This is a genomic window from Rhodococcus sp. LB1 (assembly GCF_001583455.1).
Classification (GTDB): Bacteria; Actinomycetota; Actinomycetes; order Mycobacteriales; family Mycobacteriaceae; genus Rhodococcus_F; species Rhodococcus_F opacus.
Genome location: NZ_LTCZ01000140.1, coordinates 1 through 19,598 on the forward strand (window position 1 = coordinate 1; position 19,598 = coordinate 19,598).

A 19,598-nucleotide genomic window follows, 5' to 3' on the forward strand; every position below is an offset into this window, starting at 1 on the left:
TATTGGGAGACATGCCCTAGACCGATCCGGTTGCGGAACCGGCTTCTGCAAAGCTTGTCGCCTCGAAGGGCCGACGTGTCGCGGTAGCTCCCGCTGGGCCTGTGGGCAGTTCGGTGGCTGATGGACCCGTAGCTCCGATGATGAAGACCGGCGTCACGCCGCCGTCCCGTGCTCCAGGCTTCCGTGGACGAAAGTCGGGTGGGTGCCCGGTGCGAAGGGGCTGGCGGTCAGTTCGCTGGTGGGGAAGAACTGCACGAAGCGGCTGTCGTGCTGTGATCGGTCGACGAGGGTCTTTTCGACGACGCAGAAGGTGTATTGCTCTGCGGTGGACTCGATGGTGTTGGCGTTGATGATGAGTTCTTGGCCCCACCGCGAAGCCCACCCGGAAATGCCTGGCAACTTGCTGTGTTCGGGGGTCAGCAGCTCGGCGGCGAGCACGTTTTCCGACATCCCCCACACGCCGGTGTCGGTGTTGAGTAACAAGGTTTGGTTGCCAGTGGCGTGGCCGGGAGTGCGGATGAGGGCGACGCCGGGGCCGAGCAGTCGGTCACCATCGATGGGCAAGATGCGGTCGGGGTCGAGATCGATGAAGGTCTCGGGCTGGTACCAAGGCCGCTGCAACGGGTGCAGGTCCTTCATCGCTTCCAGCTCGTGGCGCTGGACCACCAGCTTGGCGTTGGGGAACCAACCCTGTACCGGGGTGTCGGGGGAAATGTCGGTCTGGGGCTTGGTGGTGCCGAGTAATCTGCGCACGTCTTGGGTGTGCAGGTGGTCGAAGGCCAGGTAGTCCACCTCGACCGGATCGATGCCTAGCCTGGCGAGGTTCGCGGGAACGGTGCCGTGCTCGGTCAGCATTCTGGCGAGCACCGGCGCCGGTGTTTGATCGCGGAGTGCGGCAAAATACGGGGTGTTGGCGTCGAGCTCGAAATCGCTGGGCTCCCAAACGAGTGTCTTCTGTGTCCCGTCGCTGTCGTTCCAGCGCACGATCATCATCCGGTTGGTGATGAACAGGAATGGTGCCGGTGAAGACGGGGCGCGCCACAACCCGAATTTCGTCGGATAGGGCAACGTAATCAGGTCGTGTGTGGAGACGCGCGAGGGCGTACCGGTCGCGGCGAACTCACGTTTGAAGTCGGCGGCGGCTTGCCGCGCGATGCGCAATGCCGCACCCGGTCCGCCCGGGGTGGTGTGGATGCGCTCGAGGGTGGGGATTGGTGCGCCGAGATCCACAGGGGCGGGTACCGGAATCGTCAGCGGGGCGCCGCTGGTCGCCGCCATGTGTCGTGGCTCTGCGGTGGGGATCATGCGTTTGAGCGCTTCGAGGGGGGCGGTGATCACTGTGGACATGTTCACGACGTTAGACCTGGTCAGGGTATGAGTGCTGAGCATGGGAGGACCAAGATGGTTGGCTTCTTTTGGACGTCGAGGGAGTGGGCGTGTTGCCCCCTCCCCAACGAACAATGTCGTAGACAAATGCGCATTTGACCCCTGGCCATGGACTCGACCGGAATGGTGAAGTGCCCGATGGTTCGGGTAGTCCGGGTCGTCCCGCACGCCGATCCGCTAGCGGGCGCCCGGGTGTGTCCGTCTTTCAGTGAGCACCATCGCGCCGGTAGGCGACTGCAAGCCCAAGGGCACAGAGTTCGGCTACGACACCGTAGCCCTGCCGGTGCGGGCGCTCCGAGGAACGATCGCCGCCGAGCGGAGCCGGACCTGACTTGCACAGGTCGGAGGGGATTGCCAGGGTCGACGTGGCGTCTGCGCTGGTAGAGAGCTTGTTGGTTCGGGATTTGGCACACTAACGGGTCGGTAGGATCTGGCAGGTGGCGGCGTACATTCGCAAAGTTCGGACTGCATCTGGGGCGACGGCGGTGCAGATCGCGGTCAAGCAGGGCCGCCGCGACAAAGTCGTCGAGCACCTCGGCTCCGCACACACGGACGGCGAGTTGACGGCCCTGCTGCAGACGGCTCGGGAGAGGTTGCAGGCCGGCCAGCAGGAACTCGACCTCGGCCTCGGTGGTGGTGAGCGCGGGTCGGTGATCGCGGCGAAACGATCCCGCTGGCTGATCGAGGTGATCGAGACCGGATGGCGCAAGTTGGGGTTCGATGCGATTGACGACGACGCGTTCTTCCAGTTGGTCCTCGGTCGACTCGTGGAGCCGACCTCGATGAGCGACACCGCCCGAGTCGTCGGCGAGATCGGCCTGACCCCAGCCCACCGCAACACCTACGCCAACGCACTCAAGCGTTGCGCTACAAGCGATTACCAGGATCGTGTCGCCACGAAATGCTTCGAGCATGCCGCGACGACCGGAGGCCTGTCCCTGATTCTCTACGACGTGACGACCCTGTATTTCGAGGCGGAGAAGGAAGACGACCTCCGCAAGGTCGGCTACTCGAAGGAACGTCGCGTCGATCCACAGATCGTGGTCGGACTGCTCGTCGACCGGACCGGATTCCCCCTCGAGATCGGCTGCTTCGAGGGCAGCAAGGCCGAAACCCACACGATCGTGCCCATGATCCGGCAGTTCCAGACCCGGCACGACATCGCCGGTGTCGAGATGGTCGTCGCCGCGGACGCCGGCATGCTGTCGGCCGGCAACCTCAAGGACCTCGACGACGCCGGCCTGAAGTTCATCGTCGGCTCCCGCGTCACCAAGGCGCCCGCTGATCTGGCGAACCATTTCCATTGGAACGGTGACGTTTTCACCGACGGTCAGATCATCGACACCGTCACCCCGAGGCATGCGAAGAGCACCGTCAACAATGTCCGTCACCGCACCGAACCCGTCTGGGACGCAGCCGGACATCCGAAGTCGTGGCGGGCGGTGTGGCAGTACTCGAAGCGCCGCGCCGTCCGCGACAACCAAACCCTGAACGCCCAAGAAGCCCGGGCCCGCGAGGTCGTCGACGGGGCGAAGGCACCGAAATCGACGAGGTTCGTCAAGACCACCGCGGGCGGCCGCACCCTCGACAGCGCATCTCTCGACCGGGCCCGGTCGCTGGTCGGGTTGAAGGGCTACGTCACCAACCTCTCCGCCACCCTGATGACACCGGGCGAGGTCATCGGAAAATATCACGACCTCTGGCACGTCGAGCAGTCGTTCCGCATGTCGAAAACTGATCTACGGGCGCGGCCGATGTTCCACCACACCCGAGACGCGATCGAAGCCCACCTCACCGTCGTGTTCACCGCCCTCGCCGTAGCCCGCTACCTGCAAGCCGAGACCGGGATCTCGATCGGACGCATCGTAAAAACCCTCCGGCCCCTGCAAGAAATCCGCCTGACCATCGCCGGCCAACCCCACACCGCCGCCGACCCACTCACCGCCGACGCAGCCCGCATCCTCACCGCACTGGACATCCCGCACTCGTAGTCAGCGTTGGCACACTAAATCTGTGCAAGTCAGGCGAGCGGAGCCGGATGGTTGTCCTCTTGTCCGGATCGGCGATGGCCGAGCAGACTAAGGGTGTTGCGGGCGGAAGCACCTGGTGCGTGCGTGCCGATCGGGCACCCGATGATCCGGCCGGAACCCTGCCGGTCATCATTCAGTATCCAGGAGCTTTACATGCCCAGTCCCAGCCCCGGTTATTCGATCACCGTCCGCGTCCATGCACCGGTCGGCGCTGGCACCACGTCGACGTTGGCGGCCGCGATCGCATCGGTGAAAGGTGCCATGACGGCGCTCGATGTCGTCGAGAGCCATCCCGACCACATGGTCATCGACCTCACCTGCGATGCCTCGGACGTCGCGCACGCCGACCAGATCTCTACCGCGATCGCCGAGGTTCCGGGGGTGATCGTCGGCAAGGTCAGCGACCGCACCTTCCTTCTGCATTTGGGCGGCAAGCTCGAGGTGGTCCCCACGGTTCCGCTCACACACCGCGACGACCTCTCCCGCGCCTACACCCCCGGCGTCGCCCGGGTGTGTACCGCCATCGCTGAACACCCCGAGGATGTGCGCCGCCTGACGATCAAACGCAATACCGTCGCCGTGGTCACCGACGGCTCCGCGGTCCTGGGTCTGGGCAACATCGGTGCCGCGGCGTCGATCCCGGTGATGGAGGGCAAGGCGGCACTGTTCAAACGGTTCGGCGGTGTCGACGCCTGGCCGGTCTGCCTGGACACCCAGGACCCGGATGCCATCGTCGAGATCGTCCGGGCCCTCGCGCCGGTGTACGGCGGGATCAACCTTGAAGATATCTCCGCCCCAAGGCGTTTCGAGATCGAGGCTCGGCTCCGCGGTATCCTCGACATTCCGGTGTTCCACGACGACCAGCACGGGACCGCGATAGTGGTCCTGGCCGCCCTGACCAACGCGCTGCGGGTGGTCGGCAAGTCGCTCGGCCGGGCTCGGATCGTGGTGTCCGGCGTCGGCGCCGCCGGGCACGCTGTCATCCGGTTGCTCGTCGCCCAAGGTGCGACGAACGTCATCGGCTGCGGGCGTCGGGGGATCGTGTCCCCGGACGACACCGCCGACGAGTTTCGTACCTGGATCGCCGAGCACACCAATCCCGAGGCTCGGACGGGATCACTGCGGGACGCGTTGGTCGGGGCGGACGTGTTCATCGGGGTCTCGGCGCCGAACATTGTCACGGGCGATGACATCGCGGCGATGGCCGACGAGTCGATCGTGTTCGCGCTGGCCAATCCGGTCCCGGAGGTCGATCCGGTCGCCGCCGGTGAGCATGCCACCGTGGTGGCCACCGGTCGGTCGGATTTCCCCAACCAGATCAACAACGTCCTCGCCTTCCCGGGGGTGTTTCGTGGTCTGCTCGACGCGCACGCGGTCGACATCACCGACGAGATGTTGATCGCCGCGGCTGGCGCGATCGCCGACAGGGTGTCGCCGTCCGAGCTCAATGCCACGTACATCGTGCCGAGCGTGTTCGATGCCACCGTCGCGCCGGCGGTCGCGGCGGCGGTGCGCGAGGTGGCCGAGCGGGGGCCACGGTCCGAGAAGTGAGCCGTTCGCTCATTGGTTTCCGTGTCCCAGGCGATCACAGCTGCGGGCGAGACGTCCCGAGGCCCGAGCCGGCGCCCATGGTGCATCGCGCCCACCCGTCCCTGCAGCGCGTCGCGCCGGGGCGGTGCTCTATGTGAGGTCATGGGTACTCCGCCTCGGGTCGCGAAGATTGGAGGACGGGAAGGGATCGGGGGAGGGAGTCGTATCTGAACGCCCCGGTGCCCAGCGGTTTTCTGCTGGGCGATGTGATCGGCGGTTACGGAGTCGCCCAGGCCTGCATCGGTGCGGTGAAAGCATGTGGCTGGACTCCGGCCGACACGACGGTGGCAATCCAGGGCATCGGCACCACGGGGGCGGCGCGGCCTGGCATCTGTACGAGGCCGGTATGCGCGAGTACCTGACCCTGCCTCAGTGGCGACGACGTTCGTCCCGGCGAGCCGGGAGTTTGATTGTGGCGGCGAACGCGGCCCGGAAGATCTCGTCGGCGGCATCCCGAGATCCGTTCGGCCAACGGCCCCACCGACCCGGCAGGCGCATTCACGACTGCCTCCCTGCGACGGGTACTCATCACTCCTGTCGTTTGTCTGGAAAGGGCGGGGGTGTGGCGCGCGCGATCACTGGGGGCCGTCCGCGGTGCGGGGTCGGGTTCGGGGTACGAGTTCGAACCAGGCGCTGATCCCGCCCTGTAGGTGCGGATCCGGATAGCTGAGGGCCAGGCCCTGCTGGTCGAAGGCGGCGAACCATTCCGTCCAGGAGATGTGTTCGAGTCCGGAGTCGACTCCGTGCAGGTCGATTCGGAGCACGTCGTTGGCCGTGGTGTGGGGGACCCGGGCGGGGATGCCGTGATGGGCTTGGGTCCATTGACGGATTTCCTCGTGGTCGGTGGTGAGATGCGTGTGTGTGGTCATGAGATCGATCCTGCTGTGTCGCGGCGTGGTGTCGTCGTGGCTCGGTCGCCGGGGCGGGTGAGGTGATCGTCGGGGCGATCGACACCGGGTGCGAGGCGGCCCAGGTGTGGGACCTGGAGCGGGGGCAGTGCCTGCATACCCACTGCGGCCGTATTCAATCAAGGCGTGACCTGCGCACCAGGGCTGCCTTCACGGAGCTGGTGTCGGGCGTTTCCGGCCGGGGGGCATGCCGTGGTGGACGCTCATGGTTGCCGTCGAACGCCTGGTCGGTCAGCCCGCTTGCGGTGCAGTCGAGGGTCCTCCGGAACTACTGGCGGTGGGGTCGTTCGGTTCGGGGTTTGATCGGCCTGGTGGGCGGCGCGATCTGGTTCTGGCGGCTCTACCGTGCCAGCGACCGTGACGCGTGAGCGAGGAGCCGGTCGTCGTCGGCAGATGCAGAACGGACGGCGGCCAAGTGATCGCTCCGCGGGACTGTCGAGTGGACGTAGCTCAAGCCATCTGTCGGTGCGGGTGCCCGCGGTCTGCTTCCCGATCTCCAAGCCCAACCCTGGTCCGCCGACCGCACGGCAGCTGGGCACCCGACGTGGACCGGTTGCGAAACGCTCGGGCAGACACGTGAGAAAGGCGACTTTCCGTGTCGTGGACCGACGAGCGGTCGGGGAGAATCCCGACGACATCGGTCCGCCGCCGGATCTCCTTGTTGAGTTTCCTGGGGATTTTGGACCAGCTCTGCCGCCAGATCAATCCCAACTCCACGCATGGGTGCGGAGGACGTTCCTGCCGGATTGCCAGCCTGAGGGTGGACAGTGGGCCGCTCCATCCGATCTCGCGTGTGCGGGCGCGTCCGTTACCGACATTGGTGATGATCGGCTGCAATCATTCCGGCAGGCTAATCCGGTTGGAAGGAACCGACTCCCCGAACAACACCTATATCACCGAAGCGGCAATGACCTCGTGGTGCGTCTCGGTGCTGCCGAATAGCAGTGTGTCGCTCTTAGCTCGCCGAAAGTACCTGTGTAGGGGGTGTTCCCAGGTGAATCCGATACCGCCGTGGATTTGGATGGATTCTTCGGTGGCGTAGGTGAAGGCCTCGGACGCCAGCACATGCGCGATGCTCGCTGCAGTGGCTAGTTCGTTTGTTGGCTTTTCGTCGGAGTTCGCAGCGTCCAGCACTGCCGCGTGCGCCAATTCGAGTGCCACCAGCATGTCGGTGAGGCGGTGCTTGATCGATTGGAACGAGCCTATCGGTCGGCCGAACTGCTCCCGGGTCTTGGCGTACTCGACCGACATTTCCAGGCACGCCTCGGCGGCGCCGACCTGTTCGGACGCCAGTGCTACGAGGGCTGACGCCTGGGCGCGTGGCAGCGTCGCATCTAGGTTCGCGTCGCCGACCGTCTGTGCGTGGGCGTCGAAGAACTCGATCCGGGTCAGTGGGCGGGTGGTGTCCAGGGACTCTAGTGGGGTACGCACGACGCCGGGAGCGTCGCCGTCGATGACGGCCAGCTCGAGGCCTTTCTCTCCGCGTGCGACAACGACGAGAAGATCTGCGCTGTCGCCGTTTACCACGAAATCTTCCGTGCCCCGGAGAATCATCCCGCTGTCACCGGTTGCAGTGGCGGTAATCGGGGTGTCGAAGTAGGGGTACCCGGCGACCAGCGTGGCGGTGCGTTTGCCTGTTGCGATGGCGGGCAGATGTGCGGCGCGGCCCACGTCCGAGGCGCATTCCGAGAGGGTGAGGCCGGCAAGGCACACGGACGAGAAGTAGGGGGCGTCGGAGATGGTGCGGCCGAGTTCGTGCATCACGACCGAGGTGTCTTTGAGGGTGCAACCGGCTCCACTGAAGCGCTCGGGGAAGGGGATCTCGGTCAAGCCCAGGCCGATGAGCCCTTCCCACGGTACGTGTTTCGTATCAGCGTTCTTCGTGAGGTAAGCGCGGACGCTGTCGCGAAGTTGTTCTTGTTCATGGGTCAATTCGAGGGCCATGTTTGCTCCTAGCGCGGTTCTTTGGGCAGCCCGAGGCCGCGTTCGCCGATAATGTTTCGCTGGATCTCGTCGGACCCGCCGGCGATGCGGTAGCCCGGGGCGCCTAGGAGATGCTCGGTCCAGGCATAGGTGTTCTGGGTGCCCGTGTCGGCGAGGATGCGGGGTCCGAGGAATCGGGCTGCGGCGTCACCGATGCGTTTTAGATTTTGCGTCCACACGAGCTTGGCGATCGAGCCTTCGACTCCGGGGACATGGCCGGCGAGTTCGCGCTCGGCCTGCCGGGCGTTGAACATTGCGGTGGCGCGTTCGTAGACGACGACTTGGGCGAGTGTCTGACGCACGTGGGGGTCGTCGGTGATGCCAAGTTGCCTGGCGAGCCTGATCAGGTCGGCTGCGCTGCCGCCGGCGGAGACGATTCCGCCGCTGGAGCTGCGTTCGAATCCGAGGGTGGTCAATGCGACGTTCCAACCGTCGCCGACCTCGCCGAGACGCAGCGAGTCAGGCAGTTCGACGTCGGTGAGGAATACCTCGTTGAAGGTGGAACCGCCGGACATCTGGCGGATGGGGCGGGTTTCGACTCCTGGGGCGTCCATCGGCACCAGGAACGCCGTCATTCCGCGGTGCTTGGGTGCGGCGGGGTCGCTCCGTGCGATGAGTAGTCCCCATTCGGCGAATTGTGCGCCCGAACTCCACACCTTCTGACCGGTGATCTTCCAGCCGGTGTCGGTGCGAACTGAGCGGGTCGTGAGCGCGGCCAGGTCGGAGCCGGCGCCGGGTTCGGAGAATAGTTGGCAGCACAGTTCGTCGGCACGCAGGAACGGTTGCACGAATCGTTGTTTTTGTTCCTCGGTGCCGAGCAGATGGATGGTCGGTGCGATCAGCTCCACAGTCACGAGGATGGTTTCGTGCCGCTCCGGGGCGCGGAACTGACGTTCGAGCTCGACGTAGATCCGTTCGTGGGAGGCGGTCAGGCCCGGTCCGCCCCATTCGGGGCACCAGGTGATCGCGCCGAATCCGGCATCGACGCGTGCGGATTGCCAGGCCTTGCCGCGGACGAGTAGTTCGCGCTCTTCGGCCTCTGTGCGGTTGTGGAAGATGGCGTAGGACTGCTCCGCGTCGTTTCCTGGCAGGTCGGTGTCGGTGGCCGGCAGATGCCGGTCCAGCCGCTGGGACAGCCACGCGGTGGCGCGCTCGCCGAACGCGTCCAGGTCTTCCGGTGTTGCCAATTCGCGCGTTGCGGTACTCATGGGTTCTTGCCGTTCGTCAATGCGGCCATTCGTGCCTCGACCGCAGTCTTGGAGTCCGGATGCTCGGACAGCCGGACGGTGAAGGTCTGTTCGAGTTCGTAGCCGCGCTTGAGGTCCATACCCTCGCAGCCGTTCAACGATTGCTTCGCCAGGGTCAGTGCGTAACGGCTCTTCGAGGCGATGGACCGTGCGCGGGTGAGTGCGGTGTTCATGAGCGTGTCGTGGGGGACTACCTCGATCGGCGCGCCCCACCGCTCGAGGGTGTGTGCGTCGACGGCTTCTGCGGTGAAGAACAGCCGGCGCATTGCTTGCTGCGGCAGCATGCGGGCGGTGAAGCGGCCGCCGCCCAGTACCCCGACGTTCATTTCCGGCAGCCCGAACGTCGCCTTTTCCGACGCCACCACGAGGTCGCACGATGCGGTCAGGCCAAGTCCGCTGCCTAGTGCCGGCCCGTTGACGGCGGCAATGACGGGGATCGAGCAGTCGATGAGGTTGAACATCGCGCGGCGGACGTTGCGCATCTGCAGTTCACCGCTCGTCGTGTCCATGGTGCGGAAGTCGTTGAGGTCGTTGCCCGCGCAGAACACGGGACCGCGTCCTGTGAGCACGGCGACGTTGACTGTGGGATCGTCCGATAGCCGGTCGAAGGTCTCGGCGAGTTCGCCGTACATTCGGTGGTCGAGTGCATTGACCTTGCCGCGGGCGAGTTCGACCAGGGCGATCCCTCGTTCGGGTTGGGAGATGAGAATGTGCTCGGTCATGTGGTTCTCACTTCTCATGCGTCGCATGAAGGCTGACGCCGACCATCTGCGGCGGGAGGTTGGTGCGGTTACGGGTCCAGTCGCGGAGCGCGAACTTCTGGATCTTGCCGCTCGCGGTCTTGGGTAGTACGTCCACCACGAAGACGCTCTCGGGGATTTTTTGCTTGGCGACCTCGCGTCCGGTCAGGAACTCGTGGACGTCTTCGAGAGTGAGGTCCTGTGCGTGGTGTGTGACGACGAAGGCGCAGCCCCGCTCACCGGTCGTCGCGTCCGGCCCGGCGACGACGGCGACCTCGCTGACGGCGGGGTGCTCACTGAGCAGGTTTTCCACCTCGTGAGTGCTGATCTTCTCGCCGGAGCGGTTGATGATGTCCTTGATTCGGCCCTCGATGTGTATAGCGCCGGTTTCGTCGAACCGTGCGAGGTCACCGGACCGGAAGAAGCCGTCCTCGGTGAACGCCGCGGCGTTGAGTGAGGAGTCGAGGTACCCGAGGAAGGTGTCGGGGCCGCGCCACAGGACTTCGCCGACGGAGCCGGGCGCGACGGGGCGCTCGGCGGGGTCGACGATGATCACCTCGGTGGGCGCGAGGACTCGCCCGTCGGTTCGGGTGCGTAATTGCGTTGTGTCCCAGCGATTGCCTGCTGTGACGGACGGCCCTTCGGTGGCGCCGTACATTCGGACGACGGTGCCGAGCCGATCGGTGGCCCGGCGGGTCAGTTCGTCCGGCATGTCAGCGCCGCCGCACACGATGTACCTGATCGACGGAGTGGGGCGACCCGCCGAGACCGCGGCGTCGAGTAGCCCTTGCAGGAACGGTGTGGAGAAGATCATGAAGCTGGCGTCTTCGCGGGCAATCTTGTCGAGTGCGGCGACTGGATCCCACTGATCGTGCAGCACGACCGGCGCCCCGACTAGGAACGGCAGTGTCAAGGCGCAGTTCACCCCGGTCACGTGCGTGACCGGTGAGGGGTTGAAGATGACGTCGTTCTCGTTGAGGCCGAACAACTCGATCATCGAGAGGTTCTCGAACACGAGCGTGTTGTGGCTGTGCAGCGCGCCCTTCGGATCCGCGGTCGTCCCAGAGGTGTACAGCAGCAGGCAGACCTGATCTGGATCCGGCTCTTGCAGTGCGGCAACCACCTTCGCGGCTTCAGCCGGGGCACTGCCGAGCAGCTCCTTCCATGTGGTCATCCGCTCGTCGGTGCTGCGCTCGTCACGGTCGCCGAGGACGACGACCTTCTTCACGTGCGGCAAGTCGTCGAGTAGCTGGTCATACATGGCGGCGTAGTCGAATCCTCGGTAGGTCGCGGGAATGAAGACGGCCGACGCCTGCGCCTGCCCGAGGATGAACCGCAGCTCGCGCCCTCGGTAGATCGGGACTATGGGGTTGGCGACGGCGCCGAGCTTCATGATCGCCTGGTAGATGATGACCGCTTCGGCCCGATTGGGGAGCTGGAACGAAACCACGTCGTCGGAACCGATCCCGACCGAATGCAGCGCCGCAGCGAGCGTGGTCGCGTCGCGGTCGACGTCGGCGAAGGTCAGGCGTGTGTCGCCGTCGATCACGGCCACGGCATCGGGGAACAGCGACGCAGCGCGTGTCAAGTAGTGCCCGATCGGCTGATCACGCCAGTGCCCTGACTCTCGGTAGGAACGGACAAGGTCGGGCGTCGGTGGGCGCGTCGGCCACATCTTTACCTCCGGGAGATTATTGCGTTCGGATGTTGAGTGGGTGCCACGGGTTGACTGGTGTCACGCTAGCCACTTTCCCTAAATATGTACAGAGTTTGTCGATTCGCGCTCCGGCCTGGGTAGGGTTTGTACGCATGGCGGCTATGCACCGAACTGTCGACGAGTACACCGGGGACGCAATGACGAAGGACGATGCCCATCGCGCACCGGGCAGGGCCCCGAAAATGTCCGAGCGCATCGCGAACCGGATAGCGGACGAGATCCTCGGGGGCGGCATCGAGGCCGGTGACCGGCTGCAGACCGAGAAGGAAATGGTCGCCGAGTACGGCGTGGCGCGCACGACCGTGCGCGAAGCCCTCCGCCTGCTCGAGAGCCGGGGTCTGGTCACCATTCGGGCCGGTGTCGGCGGCGGCCCGGTCGCGTGCCGGCCGCAGTTCGAATCACTGGGCAACACCATGAAACTGTTCCTGCAGCTCGAGGGTGCAAATCTCAGCGACGTCATCGACACCCGACTGACCCTGGAACCGGTCGTCGCGCAACAGGCAACTCCTCGAATCACGAACGGCCAGCTGGACGAATTGCAGGCAGCGCTCGACAGTATGCGGACACAGCCCGACGACTACGACAACTTCATCGAGAAGAATGCACTGTTCCACACCACCATCTACACCGCGTCCGGAAACCCGGTGCTGCGCATCCTCATGGAAACACTGCTGCTCTTGGTGCGCGACGCGGAACCCTCGCGGCATCCCGAGATCACCCGCACCGCCGCCGTCGAAGCGCAGCAACTCGTCCTCAATGCCATGCGCGCGCGAAATGCGTCCGCCGCGGGAGAGGCAATGGAGGCCTTCGTCCATGACACCGCGAAGTACTACCGTAAGCGCCTTGCGCACATCATCTCCGAACCCGTGCGCTGGCAGCTCTAGCGGACTGCTTCCGTCAATTTTCGTAAACATGTACAGAGTTAGCGGATGCGCGGTTATGGTGTGGAGGCGCTCGCAGGATCTGACTCACCCCACCTGTGGTGAGCGCACCTTCGGTTCACTCTCCGCACAGAAATGAGACGTTCGTGGCGACCCACACGAATTCCACCTCGCGCACCCCGACCGTCGAGCAAACCAGGCGCCGCGGCGTTCTCGCCGCAGCTGTCGGCACCATCGTTGAGTACTACGACCTCACCGTCTACGCCTACCTGGCCGTGGTCGTCAGTCCACTGTTCTTCCCCGGCAACGATCCCACCGCCGCATTGCTCGCCAGCCTCGCCGTATTCGCGTCGGCCTACCTCATGCGCCCCATCGGCGGCATTTTCTTCGGCCGCCTCGGCGACCGGCACGGACGCAAGCGCGCCCTGCTGGTGTCCGTACTGCTGATGGGGGTCGGCAGCCTCCTCATGGCATGCCTGCCGACGTACGCGTCCGCGGGCATCGCCGCGCCGATCCTGCTGGTCCTCGCGCGTCTGGTGCAGGGCTTCTCCGCAGGCGGTGAACTCGGCGGAGCATTGACCTACGTCTATGAGACCGTCGGGGAAAAACGTAAGGGCCTGGGCGCCTCGTTCGTCGCACTCGGCAGCAACGGTGGTTTCGCGCTCGCCGCGATTGCGGTCGGGACCGTGTCAGCGCTCACCACCGAACCGCAGATGACGAGCTGGGGCTGGCGGATCCCGTTCCTGCTGGGCGTCCCGCTCCTGCTCTTCTGCCTGTGGACCCGGACCCGCATCGACGACACCGCACAGTTCGAGAATGCCGCGGCCAGGGACGACCTGGCGAAGTCACCGTTCGCCGAACTCATCCGCACACACCCCAAGCAGGTTCTGCAGGTGTTCGGGCTCGGCGTGGCACAGAACGCCACCGGCTACATGGTGCTCACCTACATCGGCATCCACCTGGTCCGCCAAGGCGGATTCGATCGGACCGCGGTCACCTGGACGACCGCGCTCATCATCGTGCTGATCGCGCTGTTGATGCCGGTCGCCGGTCTACTCGTCGACAGATTCGGCAGCGTCCCGGTCGCGGCAGCCGGACTGATCGGATCCGGCATCCTTGCTTACCCGGCCATGTCCCTGATGGGCGGTCACGGGCTGGTCGTCGCGGGCGTGGCTTTCTTCGTCTTCGCGCTCGGCACCCCGCTCATACAGGTCGCCACGGCACCACTGTTCCCGTCGCTGTTCAACTCTCGCGTCAGGCTCACCGGCGTCGCTCTGGGCTTCAACCTGGCGACGATCGCGACCGGCGGAACGGCCGCGTACATCGCCACCTGGCTGATCGACCGGACCGGCAGCGCCTTGTCGCCGGCATACTTTCTCGCAGGATCGTGCCTCATCGGGTTGCTGACCCTGTTCAGCATCCGAACTGCAACCTACGGCGGCGTCCGCCGCGAGTCCGCCTCCCATCCGGATACCGCTGCGTCCGTCGCACGTCGCTGATGTCGTCCACCCGAATGACATTTCCGATCGCGGCGTCTTTGCGACACTTACTACAGGGATCGTCCGTCTCTACCGTGGCGGGGTGACGTGAAGGGGGCAACATGGCGCTGGCAGTGCGTACGTCGCGTGTCGTGCACGGCATCGCCGCCGCTTCCAGCGCAGTCCTCGCGTCCTTCGGTATCGCGTTGTCCGTGACGTCAACTGCTCACGCTGCACCAACCGACGTGCAGTTCTTTCTTCCGACATATGGTGTTACGGCTGCTCCGCCCTACATGTTGTCGTCGGCCGTCGGTGGATGGGTCATCGCGCAGACCGACTTTGAAAAACCGGGGATGACGCGATTTGTAAGCGATGACGCCAACTATTGCTTCTGTAGTATCGAGTGGCGAAATCTATCGACAGGAGCTGCCGGAATAACCCAGGTGGTACCGAGAAGCATGCTGAATCGGGGGTATGTACGGACAGGTCCGGGAGTGCTCGTCGCCTCAGTCGGGATTCCCGGGACTCCGAGCTTCACGTTGCTGCCGGGCGCCGGGGTGTGGACGGTTCCGTAGATCGCTGCCGCCGCCCTATGACAACATCCTCCGCATGAGTCCGATCGTTGACCCGCAGGATGAATCTGCGCTCTACCTCGCTGCCTCAGCGCACACCCGTGAGCAGGTACTCGCCAGGCCGTGCCCCGTTCCAGCGACTGCTGGTGTCTACGGCTGGTGGTTCCGGAAATTGCCGGCCGAGATCGACACCTCGGGGTGCGCGAAGCGGGACGGGCTCACGCTGCTCTACACCGGCATCAGTCCGAGCAAGCCGCCGACCAACGGCAAGGCTCCCAGTACGCAGAACATCCGGAAGCGAATCAAGACCCACTACACCGGTAACGCTGCCGGGTCGACACTCCGCCTCACGCTCGGTTGCCTGGTCGCGGATGAGGTCGGGATCGAGTTGCGCCGTGTCGGATCGGGTAAGCGGTATACCTTCCACACCGGGGAGACGCTGCTGTCGAAGTGGATGGCCGAGAACGCCCTCATCTCGTGGATCGCGCATGAGGAGCCGTGGGAACTTGAGGATCGGTTGATTGCAGGCTTGGACGTTCCGCTCAACCTGGACGGCAACTCGCGTAACTCCTTCTATCTCCAGTTGAAGGCTGCGCGTGCCGCTGCGAAGCGCCGGGCTGATGATCTGCCAGTCCTTCCGAACCCCGGCGTGGGCGGGCGGTAGATCGAGGTTCGATCGCGTTTCATCCAAAAGTTTTGCGACCCAAGGTTCTCGTCAAAGGTTCTGGCAGACCATAGATATGGACAGTGGCGGCGGTTCGTGGCGCGTGAGCGGTTGCACGGTCGCGGACGACGTCTTCTGGGATGCGTGCCAAGCGGCGGGGCGAATGAGACTGAGCGTCGCAATGAAGGCATAGAGGAATAGGGTTGGCAGGTTGAGATTCCTACGGGGTGGGTAGTGGCGCGGACGTTTCGTTAGATGTGTCGGATGAGGCGGAAACGAGCAGCAGTCTTTGGTGGGCGCCTCGATGTCGTCGGAACCGGCGCGACGAACAGAATGTGAGGATAAGGTCTTTCACTTCAGGGGGATACCTGCGAATTCGATTGCTGCAGGCGAGGTCGTAGAGGCGATCTTCGTACTCGTGTTTGGAGATTCCGAAGTTGACCATGATGTCTTCCGCGGGTCCTCCGCCGAACGCGGACCAACGTCGGAAGAATTGCACCATGAAGTCATCTTCACGAGTGCTCGCTTGATGCTCCTCTGGCCTGTTCGTCATTTCCACTCCTCTTACCCCGCCGCCAGCGTCAATGTCCTGAGCTGTGTGCGTGCCTAGGTCTCCACCGGCGTACCCGCTGGGACAGACGATAGGACCGCGGACTGTCTGACCGCATTACGTTGGGAGATAGCCTGAAACCGTCTTTTCCTCTGCTGAGGATGAGGACTGCGCCACATGTGGGATCACTGTTTGTGTGCGACCACCCACGCTGCGATCTGGGCGCGTGAGGTGAAGCCCAGTTTCGTGAGGATGTGTTCGACGTGCCCCTGGGCTGTTCGGTTGGCGATGACCAGCCTGGCCGCGATTGCTCTGTTGGTCAGGCCTTCTGCTACGAGCTCTGAGACTTGGTGTTCGCGTTTGGTCAGGTGGCAGTTGTCCGAATCGGCGTGCGCCGGAGGAAGCGGCGCGTCCTCGTCAAGGGCGAAGGCCACCGCCTCCTCGAGCGTCATCTTCTGTCCGGCCTGATAGGTGTCGTTGAAGCACCTGCTGCTCAGAGTGTTACGCGCCTGGTTGGCGCATTCTTCGTGATACACATGTAAGCCCGGTATGTGAACTGGTGCGCTGCCGACGCTCTCCCAGAGTCCTTCGGCGGCGCCCATCAACTGCGCGGCGTGCTCCGCTTGATCGTTCTTGGCAGCGATCCATGCCAGTGCCTCCAGACACCAGGCTGTACTGAGCGGATCGTCGACGGTCCGCGCCATCCGGAGTCCCTGACCGAGGAGCCCCGTCGCTCGGTCACGGTTGCCGAGTTGCCAGACCTGCAGACCCAGAACCCAGAAGGATCGGGCGCGGTAGACCGATTCTCCCAGGTCGGCGCTGAGGGTGAGGGCTTCCTCGTTGCGGGCGATCGCTTGTTCGGTGTCGCCGAGGAGTCCGCTGGCGAGTCCGAGTCCTTGGAGTGTGGAGATCCGCAGGAAGGGCATGGGGTGGGTATCGAGGACCTCGAGAGCCGCGGTAAAAGACGTTGCAGCTATCTGTAGGCTGCCGGAGTACAGCGAGTGCATGCCTTCGGCGTGGTGCAGATGCGCCTGTGCCACTACATCGTCGACTTGGGTGGTCGCAGTGCCGGCTACGGTAAGTAGTTGCTCTCCAGCGGAGAGGTCGCCTTGGCGACCGGCGAGCACGCTCTGAGCGCACAGTGCCCTCACAGTGTCCACCGGATGTGTACCGTCATCTGTAGGCAATGCGCTGTCGAGCCATCGTCGCCCTTCGCTGAGAAGACCGCGAGAAAACCAAAAGGGATACAGGGCGGCGGCGAAGTCAATCGAATCCGGTTCCCGCTGTGCGATGCGGAACTGTAGTGCGTCCCGAAGATTCGGTTGCTCGCGATCCAATCGAAGGATCCACGTCAGCTGGTGTGCACTCACCCACTCGGCTTCTGCCTCACGGGCCATCTGCCGGTACCAATCGCTGTGGCGGCGCCTCTGCGTCATGATGTCTTCAGCGCCGTGCAGTTTCTCGCGGCCGTACTCGCGCAAAGTTTCGAGCATGCGGTAGCGGACCGTGAGTCCCTCCTCCTCTCGAAGCAGAATCGACTTGTCGACCAACGACGCGATGATATCCAGGACGTAGTGGGTGGCCAGACCATCGGCGTAAATAGCTTCGGCTGCATCCAATTCAAAACTGCCGGCAAAAACCGATAGTCGTGACCAGAGCGTGCGCTCCTGGGGTGTGCAGAGGTCGTGACTCCAGTCGATGCACAGCCGCAGGGATTGCTGGCGGGTCGGTGCGCCCCGCCGACCTCGTGAGAGCAGTTTGTAGCGGTCGGTGAGTTTGTCATAGATCTGGTCGATCGAGATCGCGCGTAGGCGGACCGCGGCCAGCTCGATCGCGAGTGGTAGTCCGTCGAGCTGTTTGCAGATGCGAGCGACCTGACTCCAGTTATCCTCTGTGAGTTCAAATTCGGGGAGTGCGGCGGTGGCGCGGGCGAGGAACAATGTCACGGCGTCGTATTGGCTCATCGCCTGCATCGATCGTGTTCTTCGCGAGTCTGGGGTGGCCAAGGGTTGTACCCGATGGAGTGTTTCACCGCCGAGGCCCAGTGGTTCGCGGCTGGTAGCAAGGATTCGTAGCTCGGGGCAGGACTTGAGGAGTGTCTCAGTGAAGGCGGCGGTGGCTTCGATGAGGTGCTCACAGTTGTCGAGGACAAGCATGCATTGGCGTGACCGGAGGTACTCGATGAGCCCGTGAAGGCGGTGTTTGTCGGGTTGTTCTTGGATCCCGAGCGTGTAGGCAACAGTGTCGACGAGGAAGTCGCTGTCGGTCAGCTCGCTGAGTTCGATCAGCCACACACCGTCTCCGAATGCGCGATGTGATTCGGCGGCCACCTTTGTCGCGAGCCGGGTCTTTCCGACTCCTCCGGTCCCGATCAGTGTCACGAGGCGCGACTCGGCCAGTAGGCTTTTGGTGGTTGCTATTTCGTGGCGGCGTCCGACGAAGGTGGTCAGGTCTGCGGGCAGATTGCCTCGGACCTTGGGGGAGGTGCTCAGGTCTTGGCCCGTAGCAGTGGGCACGACGGTGAGAGCCGGTTCCGGTTGGGAGTGGATGGCTTCGCCCGCGGTGTCCGGCAGGGGTGGGCGTGCTGACTCAGTGGTCGGGTGAGGTTCGCGATGAGTGATCAGGGCCATGTCGTCCACCGGGCAACCGTTAAGGCGTTGCATTCGCCGAAGACGGTTTCCGAACTCTGCGGCTGTGGAGGGACGGTCCTCGGGTTTTGTTGACATGGCTCGTTCAATCTCGGCGCAGACATTGTCGGGAACTCCGAGGTGTCGGAGGTCGGGAATCGGTTGGGTCGTCACTCGGAGGTAGTGGGCGACAATCGGTTCGTTGGCTTCTCGCTCGTATGCGGCGTGGCCGGTCATGGCGTAGAACATTGTCGATGCGAGCGCATAGACGTCCGCGGCAGCAGTTGGGCAAGCACCTTGCAGTATCTCCGGGGCGGTGTAGGCGAGCGTGCCGGTGACGGCGTGTTGGGCGGTCTCGAAACCACCAGCGATGTGGGCGATACCGAAGTCCGCGAGCTGCGGTTCGCCGTAGTCGGTGAGCAGTATGTTCGCGGGCTTGACGTCGCGATGAAGGATGCCGGCGCTGTGGGCGGCGGACAGGGCGCCGGAGATGCGCACCCCGAGGCGTAGCGCGTCGTTCCAGGTAAGCGGGCCCTGTTGATGAATCCGATTCTCGAGAGACCCGCGGCGATGGAATTGCATTGCTATGTATGGCAAGTCGGATGCCGTGCTCCCGCATTGGAAGACGCTGACAATGTTCGGGTGGCCTGATAGTCGGCCCATCGCGCGCTGTTCGCGAAGGAATCGTCCGAGATTCGACGGCTCGAGATCTGAGGTCATGACTTTGACGGCGACGGTCCGCTCCAGGGCTGCTTGGGCGCAGCGGTAAACGGCTCCGAAGCCACCTCGTCCGATCTCTTCGGCGTCGTCGAACCCGGCCATCGCCAGTTCGTCGGGAAGGGATAGTGGTGCGATTTGCCATGCTGCGGTCGCCGCGGTCGAGTGCCTCGGTGTTGCTCGCGGGCGGTGGTCGTTCGTGCGGTGAGGATGGGTGTCAGTGGACAGCTCATCCGGTGTGACTCGAATGCAGGTTTTCATGCGCTTGACCAGCTTCTGGATCGTCGAAGAATCGAGCGATTTACCAGTGACAATGCTCCGGTTCCCGGCGAGCGGCTATTCCCTGAGGGATAGAAGGCTGCCCCGGTTTGCTCCCTCGAGGATGACGCCCCCATCACGCTCGGACAGTAGAACTTGTAGTCGCCACCCCACCTCGCTGTTGAAGATGCAAACCCTCGTCTCGCTCGAGGCCAGGACGGGACGTATGTGCCCGCTCGGGCGGCACCTC

13 protein-coding genes and 2 pseudogenes are annotated in these 19,598 nt (G+C 64.2%); 7 read left to right on the forward strand and 8 right to left on the reverse strand.

All coding sequences use genetic code 11. The features are described from left to right. Positions 1-153: 153 nt before the first annotated feature. The gene (locus AZG88_RS20225) at positions 154-1,347 is read right to left on the reverse strand and encodes a hypothetical protein (protein ID WP_082833405.1); all 1,194 of its coding nucleotides are present in this window, start codon (positions 1,345-1,347) and stop codon (positions 154-156) included. A gap of 247 nt (positions 1,348-1,594) precedes the next feature. On the opposite strand from AZG88_RS20225, the gene AZG88_RS55060 reads away from it, so the two are divergent. The 4 genes and pseudogenes from AZG88_RS55060 to AZG88_RS53860 form a co-directional block, all read left to right on the forward strand. Continuing rightward, entirely contained in the window at positions 1,595-1,717 is a 123-nt protein-coding gene (locus tag AZG88_RS55060) for a hypothetical protein (RefSeq protein ID WP_269455052.1), read from the forward strand. Between the two features lie 106 nt (positions 1,718-1,823). Next, entirely contained in the window at positions 1,824-3,377 is a 1,554-nt protein-coding gene (locus tag AZG88_RS20230) for an IS1634 family transposase (protein ID WP_061698723.1), read from the forward strand. Between the two features lie 192 nt (positions 3,378-3,569). Next, positions 3,570-4,967, forward strand: a complete 1,398-nt coding sequence (locus AZG88_RS20235) for an NAD-dependent malic enzyme (protein WP_061698724.1) — start codon at positions 3,570-3,572, stop codon at positions 4,965-4,967. Between the two features lie 206 nt (positions 4,968-5,173). Beyond that, positions 5,174-5,358: pseudogene (locus AZG88_RS53860) on the forward strand (glutamate dehydrogenase); the annotation flags it as partial. A 223-nt stretch (positions 5,359-5,581) separates the two neighbouring features. Here the strand turns inward: AZG88_RS53860 and AZG88_RS20240 are convergent. The 6 genes and pseudogenes from AZG88_RS20240 to AZG88_RS20260 form a co-directional block, all read right to left on the reverse strand. Next, complete coding sequence (locus AZG88_RS20240; protein WP_061043357.1) at positions 5,582-5,875, reverse strand: hypothetical protein; 294 nt, start codon at positions 5,873-5,875, stop codon at positions 5,582-5,584. A 642-nt stretch (positions 5,876-6,517) separates the two neighbouring features. Then, positions 6,518-6,616, reverse strand: a pseudogene (locus AZG88_RS51845) (transposase); the annotation flags it as partial. A 186-nt stretch (positions 6,617-6,802) separates the two neighbouring features. Further along, positions 6,803-7,858, reverse strand: coding sequence for an acyl-CoA dehydrogenase family protein (locus tag AZG88_RS20245; protein ID WP_061698725.1), 1,056 nt, complete (start codon positions 7,856-7,858; stop codon positions 6,803-6,805). An 8-nt stretch (positions 7,859-7,866) separates the two neighbouring features. Beyond that, positions 7,867-9,105: an acyl-CoA dehydrogenase family protein gene (locus tag AZG88_RS20250; protein WP_061698726.1), complete on the reverse strand. Its 1,239-nt coding sequence runs from the start codon at positions 9,103-9,105 to the stop codon at positions 7,867-7,869. After that, positions 9,102-9,866 (reverse strand): enoyl-CoA hydratase-related protein, encoded by a 765-nt coding sequence (locus AZG88_RS20255; protein WP_061698727.1) that lies wholly within the window; start codon positions 9,864-9,866, stop codon positions 9,102-9,104. Before AZG88_RS20255 ends, AZG88_RS20250 begins: the two co-directional genes overlap by 4 nt. 7 nt (positions 9,867-9,873) lie before the next feature. Beyond that, the gene (locus AZG88_RS20260) at positions 9,874-11,472 is read right to left on the reverse strand and encodes an AMP-binding protein (RefSeq protein WP_082833406.1); all 1,599 of its coding nucleotides are present in this window, start codon (positions 11,470-11,472) and stop codon (positions 9,874-9,876) included. 221 nt (positions 11,473-11,693) lie between these two features. Here AZG88_RS20260 and AZG88_RS20265 point away from each other — a divergent pair, with 221 nt between their 5' ends. The 3 genes from AZG88_RS20265 to AZG88_RS20275 all read left to right on the forward strand — a co-directional run bounded on the left by AZG88_RS20265 (position 11,694) and on the right by AZG88_RS20275 (position 15,196). Continuing rightward, positions 11,694-12,485: a FadR/GntR family transcriptional regulator gene (locus AZG88_RS20265; protein WP_082833407.1), complete on the forward strand. Its 792-nt coding sequence runs from the start codon at positions 11,694-11,696 to the stop codon at positions 12,483-12,485. Between the two features lie 143 nt (positions 12,486-12,628). Further along, positions 12,629-13,981 (forward strand): MFS transporter, encoded by a 1,353-nt coding sequence (locus AZG88_RS20270; protein WP_061698729.1) that lies wholly within the window; start codon positions 12,629-12,631, stop codon positions 13,979-13,981. Positions 13,982-14,569: 588 nt separating this feature from the next. Beyond that, positions 14,570-15,196, forward strand: a complete 627-nt coding sequence (locus tag AZG88_RS20275) for a GIY-YIG nuclease family protein (RefSeq protein WP_061698730.1) — start codon at positions 14,570-14,572, stop codon at positions 15,194-15,196. Between the two features lie 735 nt (positions 15,197-15,931). Here the strand turns inward: AZG88_RS20275 and AZG88_RS20280 are convergent. Beyond that, positions 15,932-19,351 (reverse strand): protein kinase domain-containing protein, encoded by a 3,420-nt coding sequence (locus AZG88_RS20280; protein ID WP_082833408.1) that lies wholly within the window; start codon positions 19,349-19,351, stop codon positions 15,932-15,934. Positions 19,352-19,598 lie beyond the last annotated feature (247 nt).